A 25650-nucleotide genomic window follows, 5' to 3' on the forward strand; every position below is an offset into this window, starting at 1 on the left:
ACGTGCCCTATTTCTTTGGGCTTGTGTCGTTTTCTGCTTGTTAAAATTCCCGATTTTGCAGCTCTCGCTTTGCTGTTTCCTGGGAAAACACGCCTTCTGAGGTGATGATCTTCATCGGCAGTTCCTTGCCCTCCATTAAATCCCGCACCGCTTTCATGAGCTGGGGTCCGAGCAGCGGGTTGCATTCGACGGCCATATTCAATTTGCCCGTAACCATCGCTTGGAACGCCGGGCGCGTCGCATCGATTGAAATGATGACCATATCCTTCCCCGGATGAAGTCCGTATTCTTCTATCGCTTGGATGGCACCAAGCGCCATGTCGTCATTGTGCGAGTATACGACATCAAAAAGACTCCCATGCTTCTGCAGTGCGCTCTCCATCATCTCCTTGCCGTCCTCGAAGGTGTAATCTCCACTATACGATTCCAGTATTTCGAAATTGTCGTGCTGACGGATCACTTCCTCGAAGCCTTTCTTACGGCCTACCGCGGGTGCAGATTTCTCTGTGCCTTGTAGTTCAACGATGTGATAACGTTTCTGCCCAGTCAGTTCGCCGGCGAGCCAGCGTGCCGCTCTTCGTCCCTCATCGATCATGTCCGAGCCGATATAAGCCGTCCAGAGCGTATCGTCGCTTACATTCACTTCCCTGTCGGACAGTATGACCGGAATACCGGCCTCCTTCGCTTCCTGCAACACGTCCTCCCAGCCGGTCTCGGTCTTCGGCGAGAAGGCGATGACATCTACTTTTTGTTTAATGAACCGGCGGATAATTTCGATCTGCTTTTCTTGCGATTGCTCCGCATTATCGTAAAGAAGCTCGATACCCGCCTCCTTGGCGGCGGCGATAACCGATTTCGTATTCGCCAGCCTCCAGCTGCTTTCGGTACCGACCTGGGCAAAGCCAAGCACAATAGACTTCCCCTCATCCTGTTTCTTTGTTTCAGGCTTCTCCAGATCGCTTCGATCTTTAGCCGGATTTGAATTTTTTACCGAAAGTTCCGTCTGGGCAGTAATTTTTTGACTCCGCAAAATCACTTTCTTCGGAATGCCTTTCTCTTTGTTCAAAATGTCAATGGCATAATTGACTGCTTCTTTGCCGCCGGTAGGGCTTGTGAATGTGCCCGTCAACCGGTTTTCCGAGATTAACTTGAAGCTGCCGTTTTCCGAATTAACCCCGTCAATACCTATGATATCGATATTTTCCAAGCCTGCATGATGTGCGGCGCGATAAGCGCCGAGCGCCATCGCTTCATTATGCGCGAACACCAAATCGACCCCGCGATTTGCAGCGAACCACTCTGACAGCAGATCCTCGGCTTTGTCGCGTTGCCAATCCGCATTGAACGTTGCAGTGATTTCGATGTTCGAGCTTTCCGCCAACGCTTCGCGAAACCCTTTGCTGCGCTCTTCAACGCTGGGCGATCCTTTTAGCCCCTGCACCTCGATTATGCTCCCGCCGGCCGGGCCCAATGTTTCAAGGGCAAATTCGCCTGCTTTCTTGCCGATCATCTCGTTATCTGTTCCGATATAAAGCGTATAATCGTAACCGGTTACGCCCCGACCCATGACAATGACGGGAATTTTGCGGTAAGCCTCACTAATCGTCGGCGTTAATGCCACCGGATCGTCAAGCGAAACGATGAGCAGATCGATACCGTACTCAAGCAGATTCTTCACATCATCCGCCTGCTGACTGCTGCTCTGGGCGGCATCTGTAAAGATCACGCGCACATCCCCTCGGCGCTCCACCTCCTTGCGGATTTCATCATTCATAACCACCCGCCAGGGCTCCGACAGATTCGGTTGGGAAACGCCGATCAAGTATCGAACGTCGTTACCGGCTTCCCTGCCGCTACCCTGTATGTAGTGCCAAATTAAAATACACAACAGAGCGATCACAAACAATTTGCCCCAGCTCCACAATGAACGTCTCATCATCGTTGACCTTTCCGGTATATCAACGGGGCGGTGCCGGTAATTCTTTTAAAGGTGTTGCTGAAATAATGCTGACTGCTATAACCGACCATTTCGGCGATCTCGTATACTTTTGCTGCAGGATCGTTCATCAACTGAATGGCCTTTTCAATCCGGACTTTGGTCAAATAATCGATAAAGGACAATCCCAACTCCCGCTTCAATTGTTTGCTTAAATACGCAGGACTCACCTGCACCCCGTCCGCCACTTCGCTTAAGGACAGCTCCGGCTGGTGATAATTGCGGTCGATGAACCTTTTGGCCAGCACAACGACCGGGGATAAACTTCCTTTCGTTGTCAGCTCATCTCCCAATCTCCGGTATGCCGCCGGAACTCCGGCAATTCCATCGTCTACTGCACTTTGATCAAGTAAAACCACCTTTTCGAGAATCGTTTCGAGCCTTTGTTGAATTTTATCGCCCAGCGCCGGCCAATCCATAACTTCAGTTATCGTAACGAGTACGATGATTTGACCTTTCGCATCGTTCAAGACAACTGCGGATTCAGATCGGACAACGTCCTCGGTCACGTTTCTTGCGGCGAATTCCAGCAGTTCCCGGTCCCAAGCGCGGTGTGTGGCGCCAGTATCCAGATGGCTCATCACCTTCAGCAGCACGATGCCGAGCGTTGGTCCGAGCTGCAGCCCAAAAAAATCAAGGTTCTTCCGCACCTCATCCTCACCCATCAAATGATCGATCCATTTCACCAGAAACTTATCGCGAATAAGGATTGAATTGGATTTAAGCTGGTAATCCACCCATTTGTGATGCTCCTCATATTGCCTGGTATTCTCTAATGTTTCAATGGCCCTGGCCACTACCGATTCGAGCTTGTTCCTTACCACCGGCTTCAAAATATAATCGAAAACTTTCAACTTTAAAGCCTGCTGGGCATAGGCAAACTCGTCATGGCCGGTAATCACGATCACTACGCAGCGCTCCAGCGCTTGCTTCATTTTCTCTAACAAATCGAGTCCGTTAAAAAAGGGCATATTGATATCGACAAACAAAATATCCGGTTTCAAATGATTGATCAAATCAAGTGCTTGCCGGCCGTCCTCGGCTTCCCCAACTACCTGGATGTTCAGTTCCTCCCAGGGCAGAACTTTCTTTAACCCTCTGCGAATTTTCGGTTCATCATCGGCGATTAACAGCTTCCACACGACCATATCCCCCATTTAAGTATTCACTAATGGCAGCCTTACTTCAACGACAGTTCCTTGTCCCGGAACGCTGTTTATGGATATTCCGTATTCGGGACCATGGGACAATTTGATTCTTTCGTTCACATTAAATAGCCCATAGCCCCGTTCCCTGCCGGTTTGCCGTGTAAATCGCATATCTTCCCTCAACTGGATCAGCTTATCTTCCGGCAAGCCCCCCCCGTCATCCTCAACAATCAATCGCAAGCCACTGTCATCCTTAAAGCCGCGGATCACGATTTTCCCCCTGCCTGATTTGGTCTTGATCCCATGGTATATCGCATTTTCCACGAGCGGCTGCAAAATAATTTTCAAAACACGGTATCGCTTGATTTCATCGGAAATCAGGATCTCATAATCCAGTTTATCTTCATATCTCGCCATCTGGATCACCAAATAGCTTTCGACATGCTGCAGCTCATCCGTTAGCGGAATAATCTCATTTCCTTTGCTAAGACCGATCCGAAAAAGATTCGTCAAGGCAACGATCAATTCGACGATATCCTGGGCATCTCGATCCTGCGCCATCCATTGAATGGTGTCCAGTGTATTGTAGAGAAAGTGTGGTTTGATTTGAGCTTGAAGCGCTTTCAATTCTGCTTCACGTTTTTCTTTCTGTTCCATATAAACCATGTTGATCAAATTTTCGATTTCTTCTACCATTTTATTGAAACTGTTGCCGAGCTGTCCGATTTCATCATTCGTCCTGCCGGGAAACCTTAAATTTAATTCCCCTTCTTCAACTTTTCGCATCAAGCTGCGCAGCTTACCGACAGGTCGTACAATCGAATTGGTAAAGAACCATGAAGCGATAAAAGCAAAAAACAAGGTCACCATCGCAATGATCACGGTAACAGTTTGTAAATCAGACACGACTTTAAGTGATTCGCTGAGTGGAATGACCCCGACGATTCTCCAACCGATATCCGGGAATGTGTTATAGATGATTTGGTAATTACGACCAAAGATCGGCTTAACCAGACTGCCTGTCGTACCACCCAGCCACTCGCCTGAAATTCGATAGACGATTCGATTTACCGGTGAATATACGACCCCGTTCATTTCATCCATAATAAATATAAATCCGCTCTTGCCAAGAGACACCGATTCGACGATGCTCCGGATGAAATCAAGCTTCATATCGATCATCACAACTCCGATGATTTCGTCCGTTACCGGGTCTTTCACCGCCTTCACAGCGGACAGTACCTGATCTGCGCTTATGTTTTGCATGAGTTTGATATTCCGTCCGATCGGATGGCTGAATAAGTGGAGGGTATCCGGATTGCTAACCGCGGCCTGATACCAATGCTCTTCCGTCAGCGGGTCGCGCTGAATTCGCTCCATCGTATTGCTAGCAGAGGCATTATTCCGGCTGACGGTCAGGATACCCGCAATCTCGGAACGCTGCCTTTCGAAGATCGCTTCCCTCCGCTGCACCTCGGCTCCGGTTTCAGCCAATTTTGCCCGATCTTGTTCGCCTGCCCGCATAAATTCAATAACTGCTTCTTCACCTGCCAAATAATCGACGATGTTATCCATCTCTTTCAAATAGGCCTCGATATGATTTTTGACTTGATTCATCATCTGGATCGTATGGGAATTCATCTCTTCTTCAATCGATTTCTTATAGAGATAACTCCCCAAAAAGCCTAAGGTTAAGATAGACAGCGAAATTATAAAGATGAAATATAGGAGCAGTTTGAATCGTATGCTTCGATTGGCAATGAAACCAATACGCAAAAGCATCAGCCCATTCTATCAAAATATGTCAAAAGGTTTGATCCTTATCATAAAGCAAAATGTGAAAATGCAAAAGAGCCACTCACTCTTTCGCAGCTTCACATTGATATTATTCGTTAACAATAATGTAAAGAACGCTAGTATTTACGGTTTGGAAGTGCATCGATCGCTTTTTGTCCGAAATATACGTCTTCTTCAGACTTAATCCATCGCGGAAGTTCTTTGCCTTCTTTAAAATCCAGTATCGCTTGCTTCAATTGTGGTCCAAGCAGCGGATTGCATTCTATCGTAACGTTCATTTTTCCTTGAGCGATCGCTTCAAAGGCTCCTTTAATGCCATCGACGCCGATGATTTTGATGTCGGTACCCGGCTTCAGGCCTGCTTCTTCGATGGCTTGAACTGCGCCAAGCGCCATGTCGTCGTTGTGAGCATATACGACTTGAATGTTCTTATCTTTTTTCAGATAAGCTTCCATAACTTCCTTGCCTTTGGCCCTAGTAAAATCGCCGGTTTGAGAGTAAACGATTCTGTACCCCGCATGGCCTGCAATCGCCTCTTCAAAGCCTTTCTTACGATCATTCGCCGCACTCGCGCCGACGGTGCCTTCAAGCTGTACGATATTTACTTGCGCGTCTGCGCCTAACTCGTCAAGCATCCATTTGGCCGCGTTTTGGCCTTCAAGTACAAAGTCGGAGCCTATAAAGGAGGTGTACAGATCTTCATTGCCTGCCGTGATGCTGCGGTCAAGCAGGAATACCGGAATGCCGGCGTCTTTGGCTTCCTTTAACACCGTTTCCCAGCCGGATTCAACAACCGGAGCGAGTCCGATGGCATCTACTTTTTGAGCGATGAAAGAGCGGATCGCCTTGATTTGATTCTCTTGTTTTTGCTGCGCATCGGAGAATTTCAATTCAAAGTTCGGGTCATTATCAAACGTTTCCTTAATAGATGCAGTCTCGGCATCACGCCAGCCGCTCTCTGCGCCGATTTGCGCGAAGCCCAGGACGATTTTCTTTGCCGCAGGTTTATCCGTCGGCGCTGCATTCGCAGGCTCGTTCGCAGGAGTGCTGTTTCCCCCATTTGCGTCTTTCCCCGGATTGTTACTGCTGCAGCCCGCAAAGATGGAAACAACCATCACCATCATAAGCAAGGTGAGCAGAAGACTTCTTCTGTTTGTTCTCATGTTCCTTGTTCCTCCCCTATAAGATTAAGTTCTGATGCAACTTCACTATAACGATTTGAATTTTGGATGTATTTACATTTTTACGTCATTCCTTGCTATTTTCCGAACTATCTTGATCTTGCCTCCGGCCGCCTTTTCCTTCTTCATCACAATCAGTCTTTGCAAGGCCATGAAGAGAAACAGGAGGAATCCGACGGCAATTTTCGTCCACCACGAGCTGAGCGTTCCCTGAAAGATAATCATCGTCTGAATCATTCCAGTACAGAGCACGCCCAGCATCGGACCGACCAAATAACCGAACCCGCCGGTCAGCAATATCCCACCGATGACGCAGGCTGCTATGGCATCCATCTCCATCCCCATCAAATGCAGGGAGTTGCCTGACAGCATATAAAAAGTAAATACGATGCCGCCAAGCGCGGAGCAAAAACCGCTTAACGTGTAGACAGCAATCGTGGTACCGGCTACCGGAAGGCCCATCAGTACAGCCGAGCGTTCACTGCCGCCGAGTGCGTAAACGGCCCGGCCAAAACCGCTGTAACGGCCGACGAATATCGCTGTGAGAACGAATAACAGGGCGATCACGACACTGATCGAAATAAAACTGTCCCCGGACAAGCGAATTTTATAACTGGAAATTTGTGTATAGATTGCGTCGGAAATGACGATGCTCTCCGTTCCGATCAAATAAGCGATCCCCCGGCCCAGAAACATCCCGGCGAGCGTAACGATCCACGGATGGAGCCCGAATTTGTTGATGAGATACCCCTGGCCGGCGCCGAACGTTATCCCGATCAACAGCGAAATGGCCATGACCAGATATGCGTTCATGCCTTGATTAAGCAGCGTAGCGGACATCATGCTGACCAGCGCGACTACGGAGGCTACCGATAAATCGATGCCGCCGGTAATAATGACGAAAGCCATGCCTGTTGCTACGATGATTAAGTACGCATTATCAATAAACAAGTTTAGAAATACTTGCAAGGAGAAGAACCCATTGTACATCGCCGATCCTGTTCCATACAGCATGACTAGAAGGAGCAGCGTCGCCAATATAATGATATTGTTGCTGCTAATTCGAAACCGGAGCGATTTCACGACGCAGTCACCTTCCTTTTGATCGAAATTAGCTTTTGTCTGAACACATCAGATTGGATCAAGCATACAAGAATGACAACGATTGCCTTGACAAGCAGGATCGATTCCGGTGGAACGCCAAGAGAATAGATCGTCGTGGTCAGGCTTTGGATGAAAATCGCGCCGACTACGGTGCCGCCGAGGAAAAATCGCCCGCCGCGCATGGAAGTGCCGCCGATTACAACCGCCAGGATTGCGTCAAGCTCGTACCATAAGCCAGCGTTATTCGCATCTGCACTGCTCAGGTTGGAGCTGTAGATGATACCGGCCACTGCTGCCAGCAATCCGCAAATCGCGTAAGCCGTCATAAAGATCACTCGCGGCTTGACACCGGCGAACTCGCTGGATCTTTGGTTGGCCCCGGTGGATTCCAGAAATAATCCGAACGCTGTTTTTGTCTTCAGCAGATACACCAGAATGAATACGGCGGCAACGATGTAAACCGCAAAGGGAATCCCAAGCAGATGCCCTTTGCCGATATATTCATAACGATCATTCGTCGTCGTTAGAATTTGTCCATTGGTAATCAGTTGCGCGATCCCCCGGCCGACTGTAAGCAGAATGAGGGTTGCCACCATCGGCTGGATACCCAGAATCGATACCAGCATCCCGTTCCATAAACCGCAGAGCAATCCAATCCCCAGCGCAGTCAGTATCGCCACCCATAGGGGACTGCCTTCCAATATGAAGATGGCCATTGAGCCGGCGATGGCCAGCACGGAACCGACGGAGATATCAATCCCCTCTGTTGCAATCACGAGCGTCATTCCGATAGCCATAATAATGAGCGGCGTACCGCGGTTAAGTACATCCACGAGATTGCCATACAGGTGGCCATCGATGATCTCGACTTTGAAAAAGCCTGGCACAACGATCAAATTGATCAAGTACAAAATAACAAGAGCTAGAAGCGGCCACACTATTTTGTGACGGGCCGCCTTACGAACCGACGCTGCCAGATTTCGCAAATACTTCAGCTCCTTCCGCGATCATCTGCATAATCCGGTTCTCCTTCATCTCTGCACCGGTCACTTCGCCGATTTGAATGCGGTCGCGCAGGACAATAACCCTGTTGCAGCAATTGACCAATTCCTCCAGTTCAGCGGAAATAATCAAGATAGAAATGCCGGAAACGGCCAGCCGGAAGATCAGTTTGCGAATTTCCGTTTTCGTACCCACATCGATGCCCCGGGTTGGCTCATCGAGAATAAGCAGCTTGGGCTCAGTCGCCAGCCATCTTGCCAGAACCACCTTTTGCTGATTGCCGCCGCTCAAGTTATCGATCCTTTGCTCTGTGCCAGGCGTTTTGATGTTGAGCATATCGATGTACTCCTGAGCCATATCTCTTTGCTTTTTGACCGGAATGAAAGGAAACCATCCTTTTTTCGCTTGCATGGCCAAGGCGATATTCTCACGAATGGTGAGTTCGCCGACGATCCCTTCTACCTTGCGGTCCTCCGGACAGAATCCGAGTCCGCGCTTAATCGCTTTCTGTGGATACATCGCGGTGATCTTCTCTCCTTCGAGCTCCAGCACCCCGGTATCGCTCTTGTCGATCCCGAATATCAAACGCGCTACCTCCGTCCGGCCTGATCCAAGCAGTCCGGCGAGACCAAGTACCTCTCCTTTATGAATAGTCAGGTCAAACGGCTGGATAGAGCCTTTTTTGCTAAGTCCCTCCGCCTGAAGGAATACCTTGGTCTGATTTGGTGTATCGGCTTTTTCCTCTGACTGCTCATCGGGATCCCATACCCGGCCGATCATATGGGAAACAAGCTCTGTTCTTGGCAACGTCTCCGTCTTAAATTCACCGACCAGCGTTCCGTTTCTGAGTACCGTGATGCGATCCGTTACTTCGTACACCTGGTCAAGGAAGTGAGTAACGAACAGGATACCCATACCTTCCTCTTTCAACCTGCGCATAGCGGAGAACAATTGCTTGACTTCGTTCGCATCCAAGCTTGAGGTCGGTTCGTCTAAAATCAAAATGCCGCTGGAAATATCCACTGCCCGGGCAATGGCCACCATCTGCTGAACGGCAACCGAATACATGGACAATTGCTGTCTTACATCAATATGCAGATCAAGCCTTGCGAGCAGTTCTTCGCTAAGACGGTGCATCGTATTCCAGTCAATCATGCCCCATTTGCGGGGCTGCCTTCCGACAAAGATATTTTCCGCAACGGACAAGTTCGGGCAAAGATTAACCTCTTGATAAACCGTACTGATTCCGAGTTGTTGAGCTTCCTGTGGGGAGTTGGGATGAATCTCCCGTTCCCGAAGTTTGATCGTCCCGGCGTCCCTTTTATAAACCCCGGTCAGCACTTTGATTAAGGTGGATTTACCCGCTCCGTTCTCTCCCATCAGCGCGTGAATCTCCCCTTTCCGCAAGCAAAAGTCTACTTCCGATAAAGCCGCCACACCGGGAAATTCCTTCTTGATTCCTTCCATTCCTAAAAGAATATCAGAACCCATATGCTCACCCTCTTTCTTTCCTTCACTACCTAATTTTAGAAAGTCGAAGGTCGGATTGTATTTAGAATAATGAGTCTTTTTTTAAGCATTTCGGTCTTTCGTATTCTTTCATTGCATGCAAAATAACCCCACAAAGTGGAGCCTACGCTTCGATGCTTATTCTAAATACTTTGCGGCAACCCTAAAACAGCGTACGGGGATTCTTTCCAGTGGCTGACATGAGATCCCTTATTTCTGCAATCAAAACCAAATTGACCAAAAAGATGGAATCATGCATGAATAGCCATGATTCCATCGCACAGCATTATGGATTTTGTATCTTCGGGGTACCGATTAATTTTTTATGAGATTGCGCAAGACGTTTGAAATCCGCTTTCTCCACCTTACGGTCATAAGAGAGCAAGCCGTTGATCTCCATTTCAACGTCGGTGATTTGGGTATACACCGCAGCGCTAAGACCTGATTCCTTCAGCTCTTCCAGCTGCTTAATGAAGCTGATATAGCGATTGGTCAGTTTTGCTACACTCTCCTGCTCCTCATAATTGAATACATTGGAATTCCATTCATGTCCAGGCACTTTCAGACCCAGTCCCCCATATTCTCCAAGCACGGCTGCCCGTGTATCTGTTGGCTGCGGCATCGTCGGTGACGGATAATTATGCGCATCGATGAAATGGCCCACGTTCTTATCCGTCCAACCGCTCGCATTATTAATGAGACGTGTCGGATCGTAATTCATCGCCCAATTGGTTAATCGCTCCGTATCATACTGCCCCCAACCCTCATTGAACACCGTCCAGACGACGATTGAAGGATGATTGCGGAACTGGTCAATCATTTCTTGGAATTCCTTCTCTAAGTGGGCGCGGTTGTCTTCCGAGTCGCCAAATTTGCTCACCTGGTCCTGCCATACGACAACACCCAGCTTATCGGCCCAATAATACCAGCGATCCGACTCCACTTTCATATGCTTCCGGATCATATTCATGCCCAGCCGTTTCACGGCTTCAATATCGAACTTCATGGCCTCATCGGTTGGCGCTGTGTATAACCCATCTGGCCAATAGCCTTGATCCAGCGGCCCTATTTGGAAAATAAACTTGCCATTAATCAGCGGACGCGTGATGCCGTCAACTTTGCCCAGCGTCACTTCCCGCATACCGAAATAGCTGGATACTTCGTCAACTTTCGTAGTCCCTTTCACCAAGTTCACCTTCAGATCATACAAGAACGGATCATCCGGCCACCACAGTTTCGGATTCGGGATCGGAATGGAAAATTCCTCACCGACAGCTCCGGTCGCACGGGCTACTTCCTTCCCGTCCTCCAAAACAATAGCTTCAACCGCTTCATCTGTAACCCCTTCACTTCCGGTTACCTTCAATTTCAGGGAATTGCTCACAAGATCTGGCGTCATATCCAATTTATCAACGGACGCAGGAGCCACTGGTTCCAACCATACCGTTTGCCAAATTCCGGACACTGAGGTGTACCAGATGCCGCTTGGATTGTTTCGTTGTTTGCCAATCGTGTATCCGCCTTCATCCGTCGGATCACTGACATATACGATTAATTCATTCTCGCCGGCCACGAGTTGCTCCGTAATATCGAAGCTAAACCCTGTGTATCCACCGCGGTGTTTTCCAACTTCGTGTCCATTAACATATACAGTTGCTTCAAAATCAACCGCACCGAAGTGAAGCTGGACCTGCTTGCCATCCCAATCGGATGGCAGCGTAAATTGACGTTTGTACCACATCTTGTCTTCCTGTCGCTCAAGTCCCGAGAGTTGAGACTCGACGGCGAATGGCACAAGGATTTTTTCACTTAACGTCTTACCCGTTGGAAGCGCCGTTTGCTTGCTGCCGCTCTCAAACTCCCATTCACCGTTCAGATTAAGCCACTGGTCACGAACCAACTGCGGACGCGGATATTCAGGCAATACATTGTTTTTGTCCACTTCATCTGCCCAAGGGGATTTAATTAAAAATTCAGAGTGATTCGTTACCTTCGTCCCGACGAACGCGGATAAAGGCTGACCGTCCGCTTTCTTAATTTTGCCTTGCCCGTCATAAGTCACGATGATGGATTTATCCGGCTTATAAATGGGAACATCCCACTTCAATTGAAGAACAGACGGGTCATCTGATTTCAAGGTGGCACTCGTCGGAATATGACTGCGACGACCTGCGATTATCGTGAAGTGCTTCGCTGCCGCCTTAGGAACCGCCTGCAACTTACTGTTGAACTGCAGCTCAGCTTGCAAGCCGTCTTGCAGAATTATACTTTGTTTCGGACTGTGGTTCACATACCCCGCTGGCAATGCAAATACCTCTTCAGGTACCGCTTGCTTCTGTAATGTGGAGTTGGACCATTTCAATTGAATGTATGCCCCGCCATAGTCCTGAAAATACTCTAATTTAAAGCTAACCTTCTTGCCAGCTTCCAAATGAATGGAGGCACTCGTCTGCTCGTTGTCCCAATCATTCACCCAATGGTCGATGGCCAGCTTATCATCCACCCATAAGCGGAATCCGTTGTCTCCCTTAATATAGAACTTGTAATCATCCGTCATCGGTGCCGCCAGTTGCCCTGTCCAACGGACCGTATTATATTCATCCTGTCCTGTAAGCGCTTTTAAGAGCGGTGTGATATCATCAAAATCAATATTGGCATCGACCGTTGTCATCTTCAGCTCTTTGAAATCAAATTGTCCTCTTCCTGAGCTAATGTAATACTCCGCTTTTAAACCTTGGCTTTCCGAACTATCGCTTGGTTGACCTTCCCCTGCAAAAACCGTGGACACGCCGAAAACCTGCAAGATCATGATCAAGGTCATCATAAGTGAAACAGTACGTCTTCTCATATGTTTCAGCTTCCTTTCCTGATTCTTGATTTGACGTGCAATGGCAGTAACATGACGCTCATCCTTTGGCTACATCCATTCCCCCCTTCCTGTAAAGAATATTTTACAAGGAAACGGGTGGAATGTATTTGTAAAATTAGGTTCATAGTTGCAATTTTCCGCAGTGTTTTTTAATCGCTTTTAAAAGTTTATGTAATGCTCCTATCGATCCCGTTCCGATGGAACATAGGCTTTGTTCGGAGCTTCTGCAAGAGTCCGCTTCATACTGTGCCAACCTTCACTTGATAAGCCACCGTTGTTCGTCACTCGCGATTCTTACCCTAGATTAAGTTTCTCAAGTCGCGCCAGAGTGCTTGAGGAGAGACTCTCACCCTCTAGAAAACATCCTTCCAAGCTCTCGGTTCGTTCTTACCTAAGGTAGCGTAACCGCTGCTTTTAACAGATTATTTGTAGCGATTAACTCGCTAAAGTTACGACTGCCCGTCGCACATAAAAAGACGCACCGATAATGGTGCGCCTTTTTTACATGGATGAATGCTTTCTCCGATGCGGTTTATTGGCCTTCGACTTCTCTTCACTGTCATCCATCTCCAAGCCGTCATCGCCGGGCTTAAAGATCCGACGCAGCGTCCCCAGCATGGACAGCGCATACGCAACGGTAATGAAACTGAAGGCAATCTCCATCACCACGACAAGCCGGGACGTGTTATCGACTGGGGCTATATCGCCATATCCGACCGTGACAAACGTCGCCATACTGAAATACAGGAAGCTAATGAACTGGCTTAGCAAATCCTGGCCGATATTCTCGCCTTCGAAGGAAATGCCTCCGAACAGCTTATAGATCGACATATACACCATCGTGAAAAACAAAATGCACATCCCCGCCGCCATGCTAATCCGAACCAAAGTTGTTTTCATATCAACATGCTGATTGACGGAGTCTGCAATTCTATCGAATATATACAGCACATAAAAAATAACGGAGCATAATGCAAACAGCAGGATCAGAGTGCGCATGCCGCCTTCACCGGGCACCACGTTCATCAGATCGATCCACCCCAGCAAATCTTCAACCGATACCAGGACATAAATGAGCAGTGGAGCAAGCAGCAAAGGCCTGCTGGACCACTTCTTGTCCATACTGTAGAACAAATAAATCAACAGCAGGAAGCCCGTCAAATTGAGCAGCCACATCCACCATGACATCTTCAAGTCCCTCCTTTGGCTTGTGGCCCTCAAACGGCAGCCCGCACCATTACGTCTTTATTACCCTCGTAACGGTATTTATGCACCTGAAGGTCGCTGGTAGTCGGCCCCTGCTCGCTTTAAACTACATTCATCTCAACCTGATCTTTTGTTAAAAATAGCGACAAAAAAGCGAGTCGAACGAAAGCCGTCCAACTGCTTTAGATCTAACGGTTCTTCTCCAACCACTGCGCAGCATGATCCACCATCGCCCGCTGTTCTGCCAACACACAGTCTGCCTTTCCTACACGGCCATGCTTATATGCATCGGGACATTGCGCTTCAAACGAGGCTCCAATCGCTTCAAAATCGTCGGAATGATAGTTGATATCCTGGAATGCCTCCCACTTTGTTATTCCCTGCATCCTGCGTACTGGCGCGTGGGCGGTTACCACCTTCTTGCCTGCCCAATCCGTGCGGTATTCGCTAAGGTGGAAGGAAGTATTATTGCCATAGCCACTACCCAGCATAAGCACGTAAGCACCCGCTTCATATAAGCGTGCCAGCGGTGAGGCTTCGCCCAAGCTATGATCGAGCGGATGGGATTGCATAAGTGCCTTTGCATCCCTGCCGCGTGCTGCAAACGAAACATGCGGATGACGGCTTCGGATGACCCCTTCTTGTTTACGGAACACTTCCGGAATGATCCCCATCCCTGATGTAACGGTCAGATCTGGGTCATAGGGAGGCATGCTCTCGCGGATCAAATCCCACCATTTTGGGTCGGCCGGAGGGTTTCCCCATGTCTTCGGATCGGTTAAGTTCGCAGACTGCGTTGGCATCACCAGTGTCCCTTCATCACCCAGTACGTCTTCCAGGGCCAGTATAACCGCCTCCGGACCACCGACAATCCATCCGCCCACGCTTTTGAGCGAGGAATGGACGAGCAGGGTCATTCCCTTCCGTACGCCAAGAGCGAGCAGGTCATCGCTTATATCCTTTATCGTAATCGGTTTTTCGATGATCAAGTGACTCATCTCCATTTCAATATCCTAATAAACACATGTTTTATATCATACAACAAAAAAAGCGCCTGCCCGAAGCCATGCCCCGGTCAGACGCCTTGGTGTTGAAGCTAAACCGATTAAACGCCAAGCCAGCGCTTAAACAGATGTTTGGTTGTGTCCTTGTTCATTTCCGCAATCGACGTAGTCAGCGGAATGCCCTTCGGACAAGAACGCACGCAGTTCTGCGAGTTGCCGCAGCCCTCGATGCCTCCGTCCTGCATCAGCGCTTCCAGACGCTCTTCCTTGTTCATCTCACCTGTCGGGTGAGCATTGAACAAGCGAACTTGGGAAATGGCAGCTGGTCCGATAAAGTCTGTTTTTTCGTTGACGTTCGGGCAAGCCTCAAGACATACACCGCATGTCATACATTTGGACAGCTCGTAAGCCCACTGACGCTTCTTCTCCGCCATTTTAGGTCCGGGGCCAAGGTCGTAGGTGCCATCGATCGGAATCCACGCCTTCACGCGCTTGAGGGCCGTGAACATACGACTGCGGTCGATAACCAAGTCTCTTACAACCGGGAACGTCTTCATCGGCTGAATCCGGATCGGCTGTTCCAGCTTATCGATCAATGCCGCACACGCTTGGCGCGGCTTGCCGTTAATGACCATGGAGCAAGCTCCGCACACTTCTTCAAGGCAGTTGGAGTCCCAGCATACTGGTGCGGTGGTTTGGCCCTGTGCATTTTTGGGATTGCGCTGAATTTCCATCAGCGCACTAATGACGTTCATGCCGGGACGGTACGGAATTTCGAATTCCTCAGTATAGGATTTCGTCTCCGGATTGTCCTGACGTGTAATGATAAACTTAACGCTCTTTGAGGCGGCTGCCGTTTGAGACATCGTAAATCCCCCTTCCTTCTTACTTGTCTTTCGAATAGTCGCGAATACGCGGTGGGATTAAGGAAACATCCACTTCTTCGTATGAAATCTGTGGTCCATCAGGCGTCCAGGTTGCTTTGGTTGTCTTGAGGAACTCTTCATCGTTACGATCAGGGAAATCCGGCTTGTAGTGAGCGCCCCGGCTTTCGTTACGGAGAAGTGCACCCAGCGTCATGGCCTCGGACAACTCCAGCATGTTCCACAGCTGGCGTGTGAACGCCACGCCCTGGTTGTTCCAGCGGGAGGTATCCGTCATATTGATATTGCGGTAACGCTGCTTCAATTCCTTGATTTTGCCGATGGTAGCTTCAAGCTTGTCGTTGTAGCGAACCACCGTCATGTTGTTGGTCATCCATTCGCCGAGCTCTTTATGGATCACATAAGCATTCTCGGTTCCTTCCATCTTGAGCAGGCCTTCATACTTAGTCGTTTGCTCTTTCGCTACGCGGTCAAATACGGTGGAGGAAACATCCTCAGCGGACTTCTTCAAGCCTTTGACATATTCAATCGCTTTCGGTCCGGCCACCATACCGCCGTAAATGGCGGAGACCAGGGAGTTCGCTCCCAAACGGTTCGCACCGTGATATTGATACTCGCATTCTCCGGCTGCAAACAGCCCGGGAATGTTCGTCATTTGGTTGTAATCGACCCACATGCCGCCCATGGAATAATGGACTGCCGGGAAGATCTTCATCGGGATTTTACGCGGATCGTCGCCCATGAATTTCTCATAGATCTCGATGATACCGCCAAGCTTTACGTCCAGCTCTTTCGGATCTTTATGGGAGAGGTCCAGGTAGACCATGTTCTCGCCATTGATCCCAAGTCCCATATCGACGCAGACGGAGAAGATTTCACGCGTAGCAATGTCACGCGGCACCAGGTTTCCGTAAGCAGGGTATTTCTCTTCGAGGAAATACCACGGCTTGCCGTCTTTATAGGTCCAGATCCGTCCGCCTTCACCACGTGCCGATTCCGACATCAAGCGGAGCTTGTCATCGCCTGGAATGGCTGTCGGGTGAATCTGGATAAACTCGCCGTTCGCATAATGCACGCCTTGCTGATAAACGGCACTGGCCGCTGTTCCCGTGTTGATCACCGAATTGGTCGTTTTTCCGAAAATAATACCAGGACCACCGCTTGCGAGTATAACGGCTTCAGCTTTGAACGCCTTAATCTCCATCGAGCGCAGATCCTGGGCAGCGATACCGCGGCATACGCCTTCGTCATCGATGATCGCATTCAGGAACTCCCAGTTCTCGTACTTGGTCACAAGACCCGCAGTTTCCCAGCGGCGAACCTGCTCGTCAAGCGCATAGAGCAGTTGCTGTCCGGTCGTTGCGCCGGCGAATGCCGTCCGGTGACGCTTCGTTCCGCCGAAACGGCGGAAATCGAGCAGACCTTCCGGCGTACGGTTAAACATAACGCCCATGCGGTCCATCAAGTGGATAATGCCCGGAGCCGCTTCACACATCGCTTTGACCGGAGGCTGATTCGCAAGGAAGTCGCCGCCGTATACCGTATCGTCAAAGTGCTCCCAAGGAGAGTCACCCTCACCTTTCGTATTCACGGCTCCATTGATGCCGCCTTGCGCGCACACGGAGTGAGAGCGTTTAACAGGTACAAGTGAGAATAGATGAACGTGAGCTCCTGCTTCTGCCGCTTTGATGGTTGCCATCAGCCCGGCGAGGCCGCCACCCACTACAATAATATTAGATGCCATTTTTCGTTCACTCCCCTTAACTTAAGACTGTCTTAACTACATCGATCATTGCTGTCGCCGCCTCGAATTCGGAACTGCGGAATGCTGTCATAGCCAGAACGAACAACACGCTCATCAATACGAACAAGCCCATGCAGATGTATGTGGATACCTTCTGCGCGCGCGGACCGACGGTGATGCCCCAGCTAACGAGGAACGCCCACAGGCCGTTTGTGAAGTGGAAGACTGCCGACACAACGCCGATGACGTACAGAGTAAACAGAATCGGATTGTTCATGATGCCATGCATGGTCGCGCCCAAATCGTCATGCGTGATTTTGCCGATCATGATTTGGAAACGCGTATCGTACATATGCCAGATAACAAAAACGAACGTAATAACACCGGTGATCCGTTGGACGGTGAAACGGATGTTCCGTTCATAGTTGAAATTGCCCACGTTGTTATTTGCCTGGTAAGCAATGTATAACCCGTAGACACCGTGATATAGCAGTGGCAGCCAGATCAGGAACAGCTCGAGGAAAAATATCAGCGGCATGCTGTTCAAAAAATGGACCGCGCTTGCAAAGCCTTCCTTTCCACCCTCGAAAGCCTTATAGTTGGAAATCATATGGCTGAGCAAAAATGCTCCAAGCGGTATGACACCGAGCAAAGAATGCAGCTTTCTGGAATAATACCCTTTCATCAGTCGACGTTCCCCTTTCCAATGTGCAGCGTTTTCATTTTCAATCTTTCCTATTTCCAGAACAATTACACTTACCCTGTCCTAAAACCGTTGCAACGACAAAAAGCTGCCTATTTCGGCAATCGTGTGAACAACTTGTGTCATGTTTCATGTTACTCCTTTTTTTCTTATAATGGAATTGCAATATAATTATTAATCGTTATAATCTATACGCATAAGCAATGTTTTGCACATATGTCTATTTTATATAGGAGGAATTCCATGTTTGAAGAACTGGACATGTTCGCCGTCGTTGTAGAGCAATCCAGCATAAACCAAGCCTCCAAGCTGCTTAACTTGTCACAGCCAGCCCTGTCCAGGAAAATAGCCAAGCTGGAGGACCAGCTCGGGCTGCAGCTGTTCAACCGCCGCGGCAAACGGCTGGAGCTTACCTCCATCGGACAGATTGTGTACACCTTTGCCCTGGAGCAGCGCCAACAGCAGATCAAATTCATGCAGACGTTGGCCCATTACCGGGAGGGGGATCAGATCTCGATCAACCTGGGGGCCAGCCTAACCACACTGCAGACCACCTTGCCCCCGCTCGTTAACGCATTCATGGAGCGTCATCCCGCGGCCGAAATCAAGCTGATCACCGGCAAGACCCATGAGATCGTTTCTTATGTAAGAGATAAACGGGTCGATGTCGGCATTGTCGCCTCCTCCATCAACCAGCCCGGCTTAAACTGTATTCCGCTGTTTGATGACCATCTGGAGCTTGTCATCCCGTCTTCACACCCGCTGGCGGAGATCGAGGATGTCGGCATCGAGCAGCTTCAAGGCTTGCCGATGATCATTTTCTCAACCGGCACTTGGTACCGCAAGTTGACGGATGACCTGTTCCACCGCTGGGGCATTATGCCGGATATTCGGATGGAGATCGATTCCTTCGAAGCGATCGTCAGGCTCATCCCGACCTGCAAGGCAGCCGCGCTTCTGCCCAAATCCTATCTGAGACCGCAGCTGTTGTCCGATAACGGGCTTGTCGACATTCATATTCCGGCACTCATTGAAACCCGGCGAACAACTTCGCTGATCTACGGCCAAGCCTCGGAGCTGAGCAAGGCAGCCAGCCGCTGGATTGACGAAACGGAAATCCTGTTCCGTAAGCTGGAGGAGGATAAAACGAAGAAAACCTGACGGTATATAGGGTCGTCAGGTTTTTTTCTTCTTTATTTATTTTTCGAGCATATTCACGACCTCAGACTCAAAGAGATCCACATTATCATTGGAGCCGATAACGACCATAATGTCGCCAGAGTTCACCACATCCATGGCTGTTGGCGCTACGATGATGCCGGATTGTTTATTCAGGGCCACCACGCTGACACCGTAGCGAACCCTCGTATTGAGCTCGCTAAGCGTTTTTCCGTCCATGCAGTCCGTGACCGTCATCTCCACAATCAGATAGTCCTTGGATAATTCGATATAGTCGAGCAGGTTGGGCGTGACAAGCTGGTGAGCTACCCGGATCCCCATATCCCTTTCCGGAAAGATCACCCGGTCCACGCCCAGCTTCTCCAGCGCCCGGCCGTGCAGCACCGAAATCGCCTTAGCAACGACCATGGCGACACCAAGCTCTTTTAACAAGATGGCGGATAAGATGCTCATCTGAATATCGTTCCCGATCGCCACAATCCCGCAGTCGAAGTTGCGGATACCGAGCGATTTAAGCACCTCTTCGTCCGTAGCATCCGCCACCACCGTGTGCGTCAGCAGCTCGCTCATATCCTCGACAACCTCTTCACTGCGGTCGATGCCGAGCACCTCATATCCCTGTTCCATCAGTTCAAGCGCCAGGCTGGCGCCAAATCGTCCCAAACCGATGATTGCAAATTGCTTTGGTTTCATGTCTCTCCTGTACTCCTTATCCAATAATCATTTTGCCTTCCGGATGACGATATAATTCTTTACCCTTTTTTGGCCCCAGTGCATAAGCAAGCGTCAAAGGCCCCAATCGCCCTGCAAACATCGTAATACTGATCAAAATCTTCCCGAATCCCGTCAGTTCAGGCGTTAAACCCATGGAGAGACCCACCGTACCGAAGGCGGATGTCGTTTCGAATAGGATCTCCAGGAAGCTCCCTTCCTCTGTCGTTGACAGAATCATCGATACGATTAGAACGAGCAGCAGTGCCAGTAATGCAATGGTCAGTGCCTTCAGCACCCGCTCCTGGGCCAGGCGATAACGGAACATGACGATGTCTTCACGCCCGCGCATCATGGCGATAACCGCCCCCACCATAATGGTGAAGGTTGTTGTTTTGATACCGCCACCGGTTGACCCTGGGGATGCTCCGATAAACATCAGAATCACGATAAAAAATTGCGTGGCCTGTCGAAGCCCCGTAATATCTATAGTATTCGCGCCAGCTGTACGCGGCGTTACGGACTGGAATAACGCACCGAAGAATTTTCCGCCCCAATTCAGAGAGCCGAGCGTCCTCGGATTGGTGAATTCAAATATAAGAATGACGATAAATCCAACCAGCAGCAAGGTAGCCGTCATGGTGAGCACCACTTTGGAGTGCAAGGAAAGTCTCCGCTGTTTTCGGAAATCAATCAGATCGGATAATACGATAAAACCAATCCCACCTGAGACAATCAAAAACATCACGACTATGTTGACTACAGGATCGTAGACATACCCAGTCAAACTCCGAAAATCACCAAACAAATCAAAACCGGCGTTGTTAAACATCGTGACTGCATGAAAAACGCCATAATAAATCGCCTGGCCGATCGGCATATCAAACGCCCAGCGGATCGATAGAATGATGGCACCACAGGCCTCGATGATGAGGGAGTACAACAAAACTCTGCGAATCAGCCTTACGATTCCTTCCATCGAGGACTGATTCATCGCTTCTTGCAGAATGAGACGATCCTTGAGCGATATGCGTCTTTTCAGAGCCAAGGCAAATAAAGTAGCCATCGTCATGAATCCGAGCCCGCCGATCTGAATCAGCAGCATAATCACGACTTGGCCGAAGGAACTGAATGTCGTTCCTGTATCCACCACAACCAGACCCGTTACACATGTTGCCGATGTCGAAGTGAACAAGGCATCGATAAATTCAAGCGGTTCACCTGTACTTGTGGAAATCGGCAGCATTAACAGCGCCGTCCCGATGAAGATAATAGCCGCAAAACCAAGCACGAGAATCTGCGGCGGAGACAACCTGAGCCAGTTAAATTTAGAGTTCAATCGGTCACCTTCTTAAAAAAAATCAAGAAAAAAAGACACTGGAAAACGCAGTGCCCTTTACGGTCTGGTTCCTGTGCTGCAGCCTACGAGGTTAGCTGACGGATTCGGGCATTTCCACAGGTCGCCCTATTCATTATTCTAGGAATAATGAAATTCACCCCAATTACATGGTTCCCCCATTTTCAGTACGAAATTCGGCTGGAATATTCGGTTCCTTGAAGCATGATGTGATTATAACGCAATCTGGTACGTAACCCAATGCCGTTTTTCACCCAAAAAATCTTTAAAAGAGCGCGAATTGGGCATATTCAAGAATACAAGCATGGGGTTCTCTAACGTTTTCGAAACCTTTCATTCATTTTCATCGATTTGTTTCATTATTCCGGATATTGGGATAAGCTGCTTATGACTTTCATAACTATGTTATATTGACTCTATGCGTACTTAATCAGGCATATCGAATACCAGTGGGAGTATCAACTTTCCTAGAGGAGGAATTTCATGAATCGTGCAAGAGAGCCCTTGAAGCTGAAGCCCAATCTGAAACAGCTCATCGCGCCTGCCGCAGTCGGCCTGATTCTGTTCCTATTATTTCAGGTGTTTCCGTCGACGAATCCGGATTCTACCGAGATGGCATCTCCGAATATCATATCCAAGGAGCAGGCTCGGCAAGCGGCTTCAAGCTTTGCTCAGGAGCATTTGCAGTTTAAGGCTGCAAAAACGGATGACACATTGGTTACATATCAATCCAAATCGGAACTTTACGGATATCTGGCGAAGGAAAAGAAACTTTCGGAATACAACAAAACCTATGAAGCCAAATATCCCTATGACGTATACCGCGTTCGCTTCAGCGAGCCGGGAGGGGATGCCCTCAATGTGGACGTGCACATGCAAAATTCAGGCATCGTCGGCTTCTCGTACGATTACGCCCGCTCCAGCTATGACCGGATTGAGCTGAACAAGGGCGATGTACAAAGGCAGATGCTGCTTGTCGTCGAGGATGGCATGTCATTAGCCGAGAAGCAAACGCTCGCGGAACCTTGGCTCCAGCGAGCGGGCTATGACCTGTCGCGCCTTGAGCTGGTTACACGGGAAGGGGAACCCCGGCTCCGATATGTGGACCCGGAATCCAAGATTGGCGATTCCCGATTGGAGCACCGTTTCACCTTCGAACATGGGAAATTACGCTCCTATGATCCATCCTTCTCAGTCCCGTCCGCCCATTCCGCCTATGTCAACAAGCAGACTCAGGATGCAACGCTGCTGACACTCGCAGGGTATGGCCTGTTCACCCTCATCCTTGGCATTCTTGCCATTGTGTACAGCGTAAAGACCAGAGCCTATACGTCGTTTAAGCGCGGCCTGTTCCTAGCGGTGCTGCTGTTTATCATTCAGATGCTAAATACGTATAATCTGATTCCCGTTTTCAAATCCGAGGGGATGTCGCAAACCGGTATAGTCGGGATGATGATTTTCTATGCGGTCTATTCGCTCATATTCTCCGCCCTGCTCTATTTCTCCCTTGTCGGGGGCAACGGACTATGGCAAAAAGAAGACGGGCTCAATCCATGGCCGCGCGCCAAAGAACCCGGATACGGTCATTATGTACTGGACAGCATGAAGCTGGGATATATGTGGGCTTTCATCTTGCTTGGGGTCCAATCCATTATCTTTATCGTTCTGGGCCTAACCTTAAATACATGGTCCACCACGGATGCCACACAGTCGCCTTATAACATGCTCTATCCTTGGCTGTTTCCGCTGATGGCCTGGCTGGCCGGCATATCCGAAGAGGCCGTCTATCGACTGTTCGGTATCAAAATGGTGAAAAAGATCGTCCGCAATACTTTCGTTGCCAGTTTGATTACCTCGCTCATCTGGGCGCTCGGGCATACGCTTTATCCGATATACCCTGTAATTTCCCGGCCCATTGAACTGGTTATCATCGGCTTGCTGTTCAGCTACATCTTTTTGAAATATGGGTATTTGGCGGCCATGTTCTCCCATGTCATCTTTAATAGCATCTTGATGGGTATTAGCCTGATCTTGCTCAAGGACACCACCAACTTGCTGATTGGTGTTTTCTACATGGTGCTTCCTGCGCTTGTTGCGTATGCGATTTACCGTTTCAATCCAACAAAAAAAGAGAAGCCGTATGTCACGACTCCTCCTCACGAAGTGCCTTAAGAATTTCCGTTGCTAATTTCTCACCGATTGAAAGGGGCTTGAAGTCTTCGACTGAAGCCTCTTTTATTTTTTTGACCGAGCCAAAATGCTTCAACAGCAGCTTCCGGCGCTTCTCACCAATGCCCGGGATGGAATCCAGCTTGGAGGATACCATCGATTTGCCGCGCTGTTCGCGGTGGAAGGAAATCGCAAACCGGTGAACCTCATCTTGAATACGCTGCAGCAAATAGAACTCCTGGCTGTCCCGGGGCAGCGTAACCGGCTCCGGCGGGTCTCCGACCATGAGCTGCGCTGTTTTATGCTTGGCATCCTTTACAAGCCCGCAGACCGGGATAAACAACCCCAACTCATTCTCCAACACATCGCTGGCGGCGGAAATCTGTCCCTTCCCTCCATCGACCACAATCAGATCAGGAAGTGGCAAATTCTCTTTCAAGACGCGCTCATACCGCCGCCGGATCACTTCACGCATCGTATCATAATCGTCCGGTCCCAGCACGGTACGGATCTTGTATTTCCGATATTCCTTCTTGTCCGGTTTCCCATTGGTGAATACAACCATGGCCGATACCGGGTTGGTCCCCTGGATGTTCGAGTTATCAAATGCCTCGATCCGGTTCAGCGATTGGAGGCCGATCACTTCGCCCAGATTCGCTGCTGCGACCGAGGTGCGTTCTTCATCACGCTCAATCAAGCGGAATTTCTCGTCTAAGGACACCTTTGCATTATCCGACGCCATGCCCACCATCTGTTTCTTCAAACCACGCTGCGGCACATGCACCTTCACGCCGAGCCATTCCTGCAGGGCGGCAGCTCCTCCGGCTGCATCCACGATGCCAGCGGCTTCGGCCTGCTTCTCCTGGGCCTGGGCAAGGGCTGCCTGCTGCTCATCAGATGTTCCTGCGGAAAGCGTACTCACCGAATCCACGGCTTCCTCTGGGCCTAACACACCTTCATCCACAGCCGTTCCAGCAACCGACTCTGGATCAGCCTCGCCTCCTATTAACAGAGGCTCAGGTAGCAGAATTTCTTGCGGCAATGCAGGATTATCACTGTAATACTGGGCAATAAAAGACATAAAGTCACTGTGCGCATCGCCGTAGAACGGAAAAACGGACTTGTTGCGCTGTACCATTTTCCCTTGGCGCATGTACAGAATCTGTACGCACATCCAGCCTTTATCCACAGCATAACCGAATACGTCGCGGTCCCGCGTATCCGTCGTCGTAATCTTCTGCTTCTCCATTAGCGTATCGATATGGATGATCTGATCCCGCAGTTCTTTGGCACGCTCGAAATACAAATCCTCTGCGGCCTCCTGCATCTTGCGCTGCAGTTCCTTTTTGATCTCTTCATGCCCACCGCTCAGGAATGACGTAATCTCCCCGGTAATCTGTTCATATGCGGAATTTGGAATTTCCTTTACACATGGAGCCAAGCATTGTCCCATATGATAATACAAGCACACTTCTTTCGGCATGACGCCGCATTTGCGCAAAGGATACATCCGGTCCAGCAGCTTTTTGGTCTGCTGTGCCGCATACGCATTCGGGTATGGGCCAAAGTATTTGGCTTTATCTTTAAGCACCCTTCTGGTCACTTCCAGACGGGGATGCTCTTCATTCGTTATTTTAAGATATGGATAGGTTTTATCATCCTTCAGCAGCACGTTGAATCTCGGCTGATGGGTTTTGATCAGGTTACACTCCAGAATCAAGGCTTCCATGTTGCTGCCGGTCACAATATATTCGAAATCGCGGATTTCCGAAACAAGCATCTGGGTCTTCCCGTTATGGCTTCCGGTAAAATAAGAGCGTACCCGATTCTTCAGCACTTTCGCCTTGCCCACATAAATAATCGTGCCTTCATGATTCTTCATCAGGTAACAGCCGGGCTGGTCCGGCAGCAATGCCAGCTTGTGGCGGATATTCTCCAGCGCCCTCTCCTGCTCCTGAAGCTGTTTGGAAAAATCGTCCATGCTATCCCTCCTCTCCAAGGAGATTATATAGTATTAACCATAAATATCAAACACTATGAATAACCACACAAAGCGCCTCCGGGTTTCACCGAAGGCGCTTTATGAA

18 protein-coding genes and 1 riboswitch are annotated in these 25650 nt (G+C 49.4%); of the genes, 2 read left to right on the forward strand and 16 right to left on the reverse strand.

Annotated features, from left to right (window positions below):
- Positions 1–40: 40 nt before the first annotated feature.
- The 13 genes from ACOZB4_RS25200 to ACOZB4_RS25260 all read right to left on the reverse strand — a co-directional run bounded on the left by ACOZB4_RS25200 (position 41) and on the right by ACOZB4_RS25260 (position 18129).
- Entirely contained in the window at positions 41–1939 is a 1899-nt protein-coding gene (locus tag ACOZB4_RS25200) for a substrate-binding domain-containing protein (protein ID WP_379407300.1), read from the reverse strand.
- Positions 1936–3138: a response regulator transcription factor gene (locus tag ACOZB4_RS25205; RefSeq protein WP_422759693.1), complete on the reverse strand. Its 1203-nt coding sequence runs from the start codon at positions 3136–3138 to the stop codon at positions 1936–1938. Before ACOZB4_RS25205 ends, ACOZB4_RS25200 begins: the two co-directional genes overlap by 4 nt.
- Before the next feature lie 15 nt (positions 3139–3153).
- Complete coding sequence (locus ACOZB4_RS25210; protein ID WP_379407302.1) at positions 3154–4926, reverse strand: sensor histidine kinase; 1773 nt, start codon at positions 4924–4926, stop codon at positions 3154–3156.
- A 131-nt stretch (positions 4927–5057) separates the two neighbouring features.
- Positions 5058–6104, reverse strand: a complete 1047-nt coding sequence (locus ACOZB4_RS25215; protein WP_379407303.1) for an ABC transporter substrate-binding protein — start codon at positions 6102–6104, stop codon at positions 5058–5060.
- A 72-nt stretch (positions 6105–6176) separates the two neighbouring features.
- Entirely contained in the window at positions 6177–7205 is a 1029-nt protein-coding gene (gene yjfF, locus ACOZB4_RS25220) for a galactofuranose ABC transporter, permease protein YjfF (RefSeq protein ID WP_076324818.1), read from the reverse strand.
- Entirely contained in the window at positions 7202–8212 is a 1011-nt protein-coding gene (locus tag ACOZB4_RS25225) for an ABC transporter permease (RefSeq protein ID WP_379407304.1), read from the reverse strand. The genes yjfF and ACOZB4_RS25225 overlap by 4 nt, the downstream gene beginning before the upstream one ends.
- Positions 8184–9719: a sugar ABC transporter ATP-binding protein gene (locus ACOZB4_RS25230; protein WP_422759694.1), complete on the reverse strand. Its 1536-nt coding sequence runs from the start codon at positions 9717–9719 to the stop codon at positions 8184–8186. The genes ACOZB4_RS25225 and ACOZB4_RS25230 overlap by 29 nt, the downstream gene beginning before the upstream one ends.
- 304 nt (positions 9720–10023) lie before the next feature.
- On the reverse strand, positions 10024–12585 hold the full coding sequence (locus ACOZB4_RS25235) for a sugar-binding domain-containing protein (protein WP_379407306.1): 2562 nt from the start codon (positions 12583–12585) through the stop codon (positions 10024–10026).
- A gap of 522 nt (positions 12586–13107) precedes the next feature.
- Positions 13108–13794, reverse strand: coding sequence for a potassium channel family protein (locus tag ACOZB4_RS25240; RefSeq protein ID WP_379407307.1), 687 nt, complete (start codon positions 13792–13794; stop codon positions 13108–13110).
- A gap of 206 nt (positions 13795–14000) precedes the next feature.
- Positions 14001–14801 (reverse strand): aminoglycoside N(3)-acetyltransferase, encoded by an 801-nt coding sequence (locus tag ACOZB4_RS25245; protein ID WP_076324822.1) that lies wholly within the window; start codon positions 14799–14801, stop codon positions 14001–14003.
- A 116-nt stretch (positions 14802–14917) separates the two neighbouring features.
- The gene (gene sdhB, locus ACOZB4_RS25250) at positions 14918–15682 is read right to left on the reverse strand and encodes a succinate dehydrogenase iron-sulfur subunit (RefSeq protein ID WP_076324823.1); all 765 of its coding nucleotides are present in this window, start codon (positions 15680–15682) and stop codon (positions 14918–14920) included.
- 19 nt (positions 15683–15701) lie between these two features.
- Positions 15702–17444 (reverse strand): succinate dehydrogenase flavoprotein subunit, encoded by a 1743-nt coding sequence (gene sdhA, locus ACOZB4_RS25255; protein ID WP_076324824.1) that lies wholly within the window; start codon positions 17442–17444, stop codon positions 15702–15704.
- A 16-nt stretch (positions 17445–17460) separates the two neighbouring features.
- Positions 17461–18129, reverse strand: a complete 669-nt coding sequence (locus ACOZB4_RS25260; protein WP_339267964.1) for a succinate dehydrogenase cytochrome b558 subunit — start codon at positions 18127–18129, stop codon at positions 17461–17463.
- A gap of 261 nt (positions 18130–18390) precedes the next feature.
- Between ACOZB4_RS25260 and ACOZB4_RS25265 the strand changes: the two genes are divergently transcribed.
- Positions 18391–19308 (forward strand): LysR family transcriptional regulator, encoded by a 918-nt coding sequence (locus tag ACOZB4_RS25265; protein ID WP_076324826.1) that lies wholly within the window; start codon positions 18391–18393, stop codon positions 19306–19308.
- Between the two features lie 36 nt (positions 19309–19344).
- Here the strand turns inward: ACOZB4_RS25265 and ACOZB4_RS25270 are convergent, their stop codons facing one another.
- Both ACOZB4_RS25270 and ACOZB4_RS25275 read right to left on the reverse strand, forming a co-directional pair.
- Positions 19345–20019, reverse strand: coding sequence for a potassium channel family protein (locus tag ACOZB4_RS25270; protein ID WP_076324827.1), 675 nt, complete (start codon positions 20017–20019; stop codon positions 19345–19347).
- A 16-nt stretch (positions 20020–20035) separates the two neighbouring features.
- Positions 20036–21376 (reverse strand): TrkH family potassium uptake protein, encoded by a 1341-nt coding sequence (locus ACOZB4_RS25275; protein WP_379407308.1) that lies wholly within the window; start codon positions 21374–21376, stop codon positions 20036–20038.
- Between the two features lie 65 nt (positions 21377–21441).
- Positions 21442–21586, reverse strand: a riboswitch (cyclic di-AMP (ydaO/yuaA leader).
- Positions 21587–21877: 291 nt separating this feature from the next.
- Here ACOZB4_RS25275 and ACOZB4_RS25280 point away from each other — a divergent pair.
- Positions 21878–23566, forward strand: coding sequence for a CPBP family intramembrane glutamic endopeptidase (locus ACOZB4_RS25280; protein ID WP_379407309.1), 1689 nt, complete (start codon positions 21878–21880; stop codon positions 23564–23566).
- Here the strand turns inward: ACOZB4_RS25280 and uvrC are convergent.
- The gene (uvrC, locus tag ACOZB4_RS25285) at positions 23538–25544 is read right to left on the reverse strand and encodes an excinuclease ABC subunit UvrC (protein ID WP_379407310.1); all 2007 of its coding nucleotides are present in this window, start codon (positions 25542–25544) and stop codon (positions 23538–23540) included. The two genes, ACOZB4_RS25280 and uvrC, sit on opposite strands and share 29 nt — an antisense overlap.
- Between the last annotated feature and the right edge of the window lie 106 nt (positions 25545–25650).

The organism is Paenibacillus sp. NPDC058898 (assembly GCF_049316025.1).
Taxonomy (GTDB): domain Bacteria; phylum Bacillota; class Bacilli; order Paenibacillales; family Paenibacillaceae; genus Paenibacillus_AQ.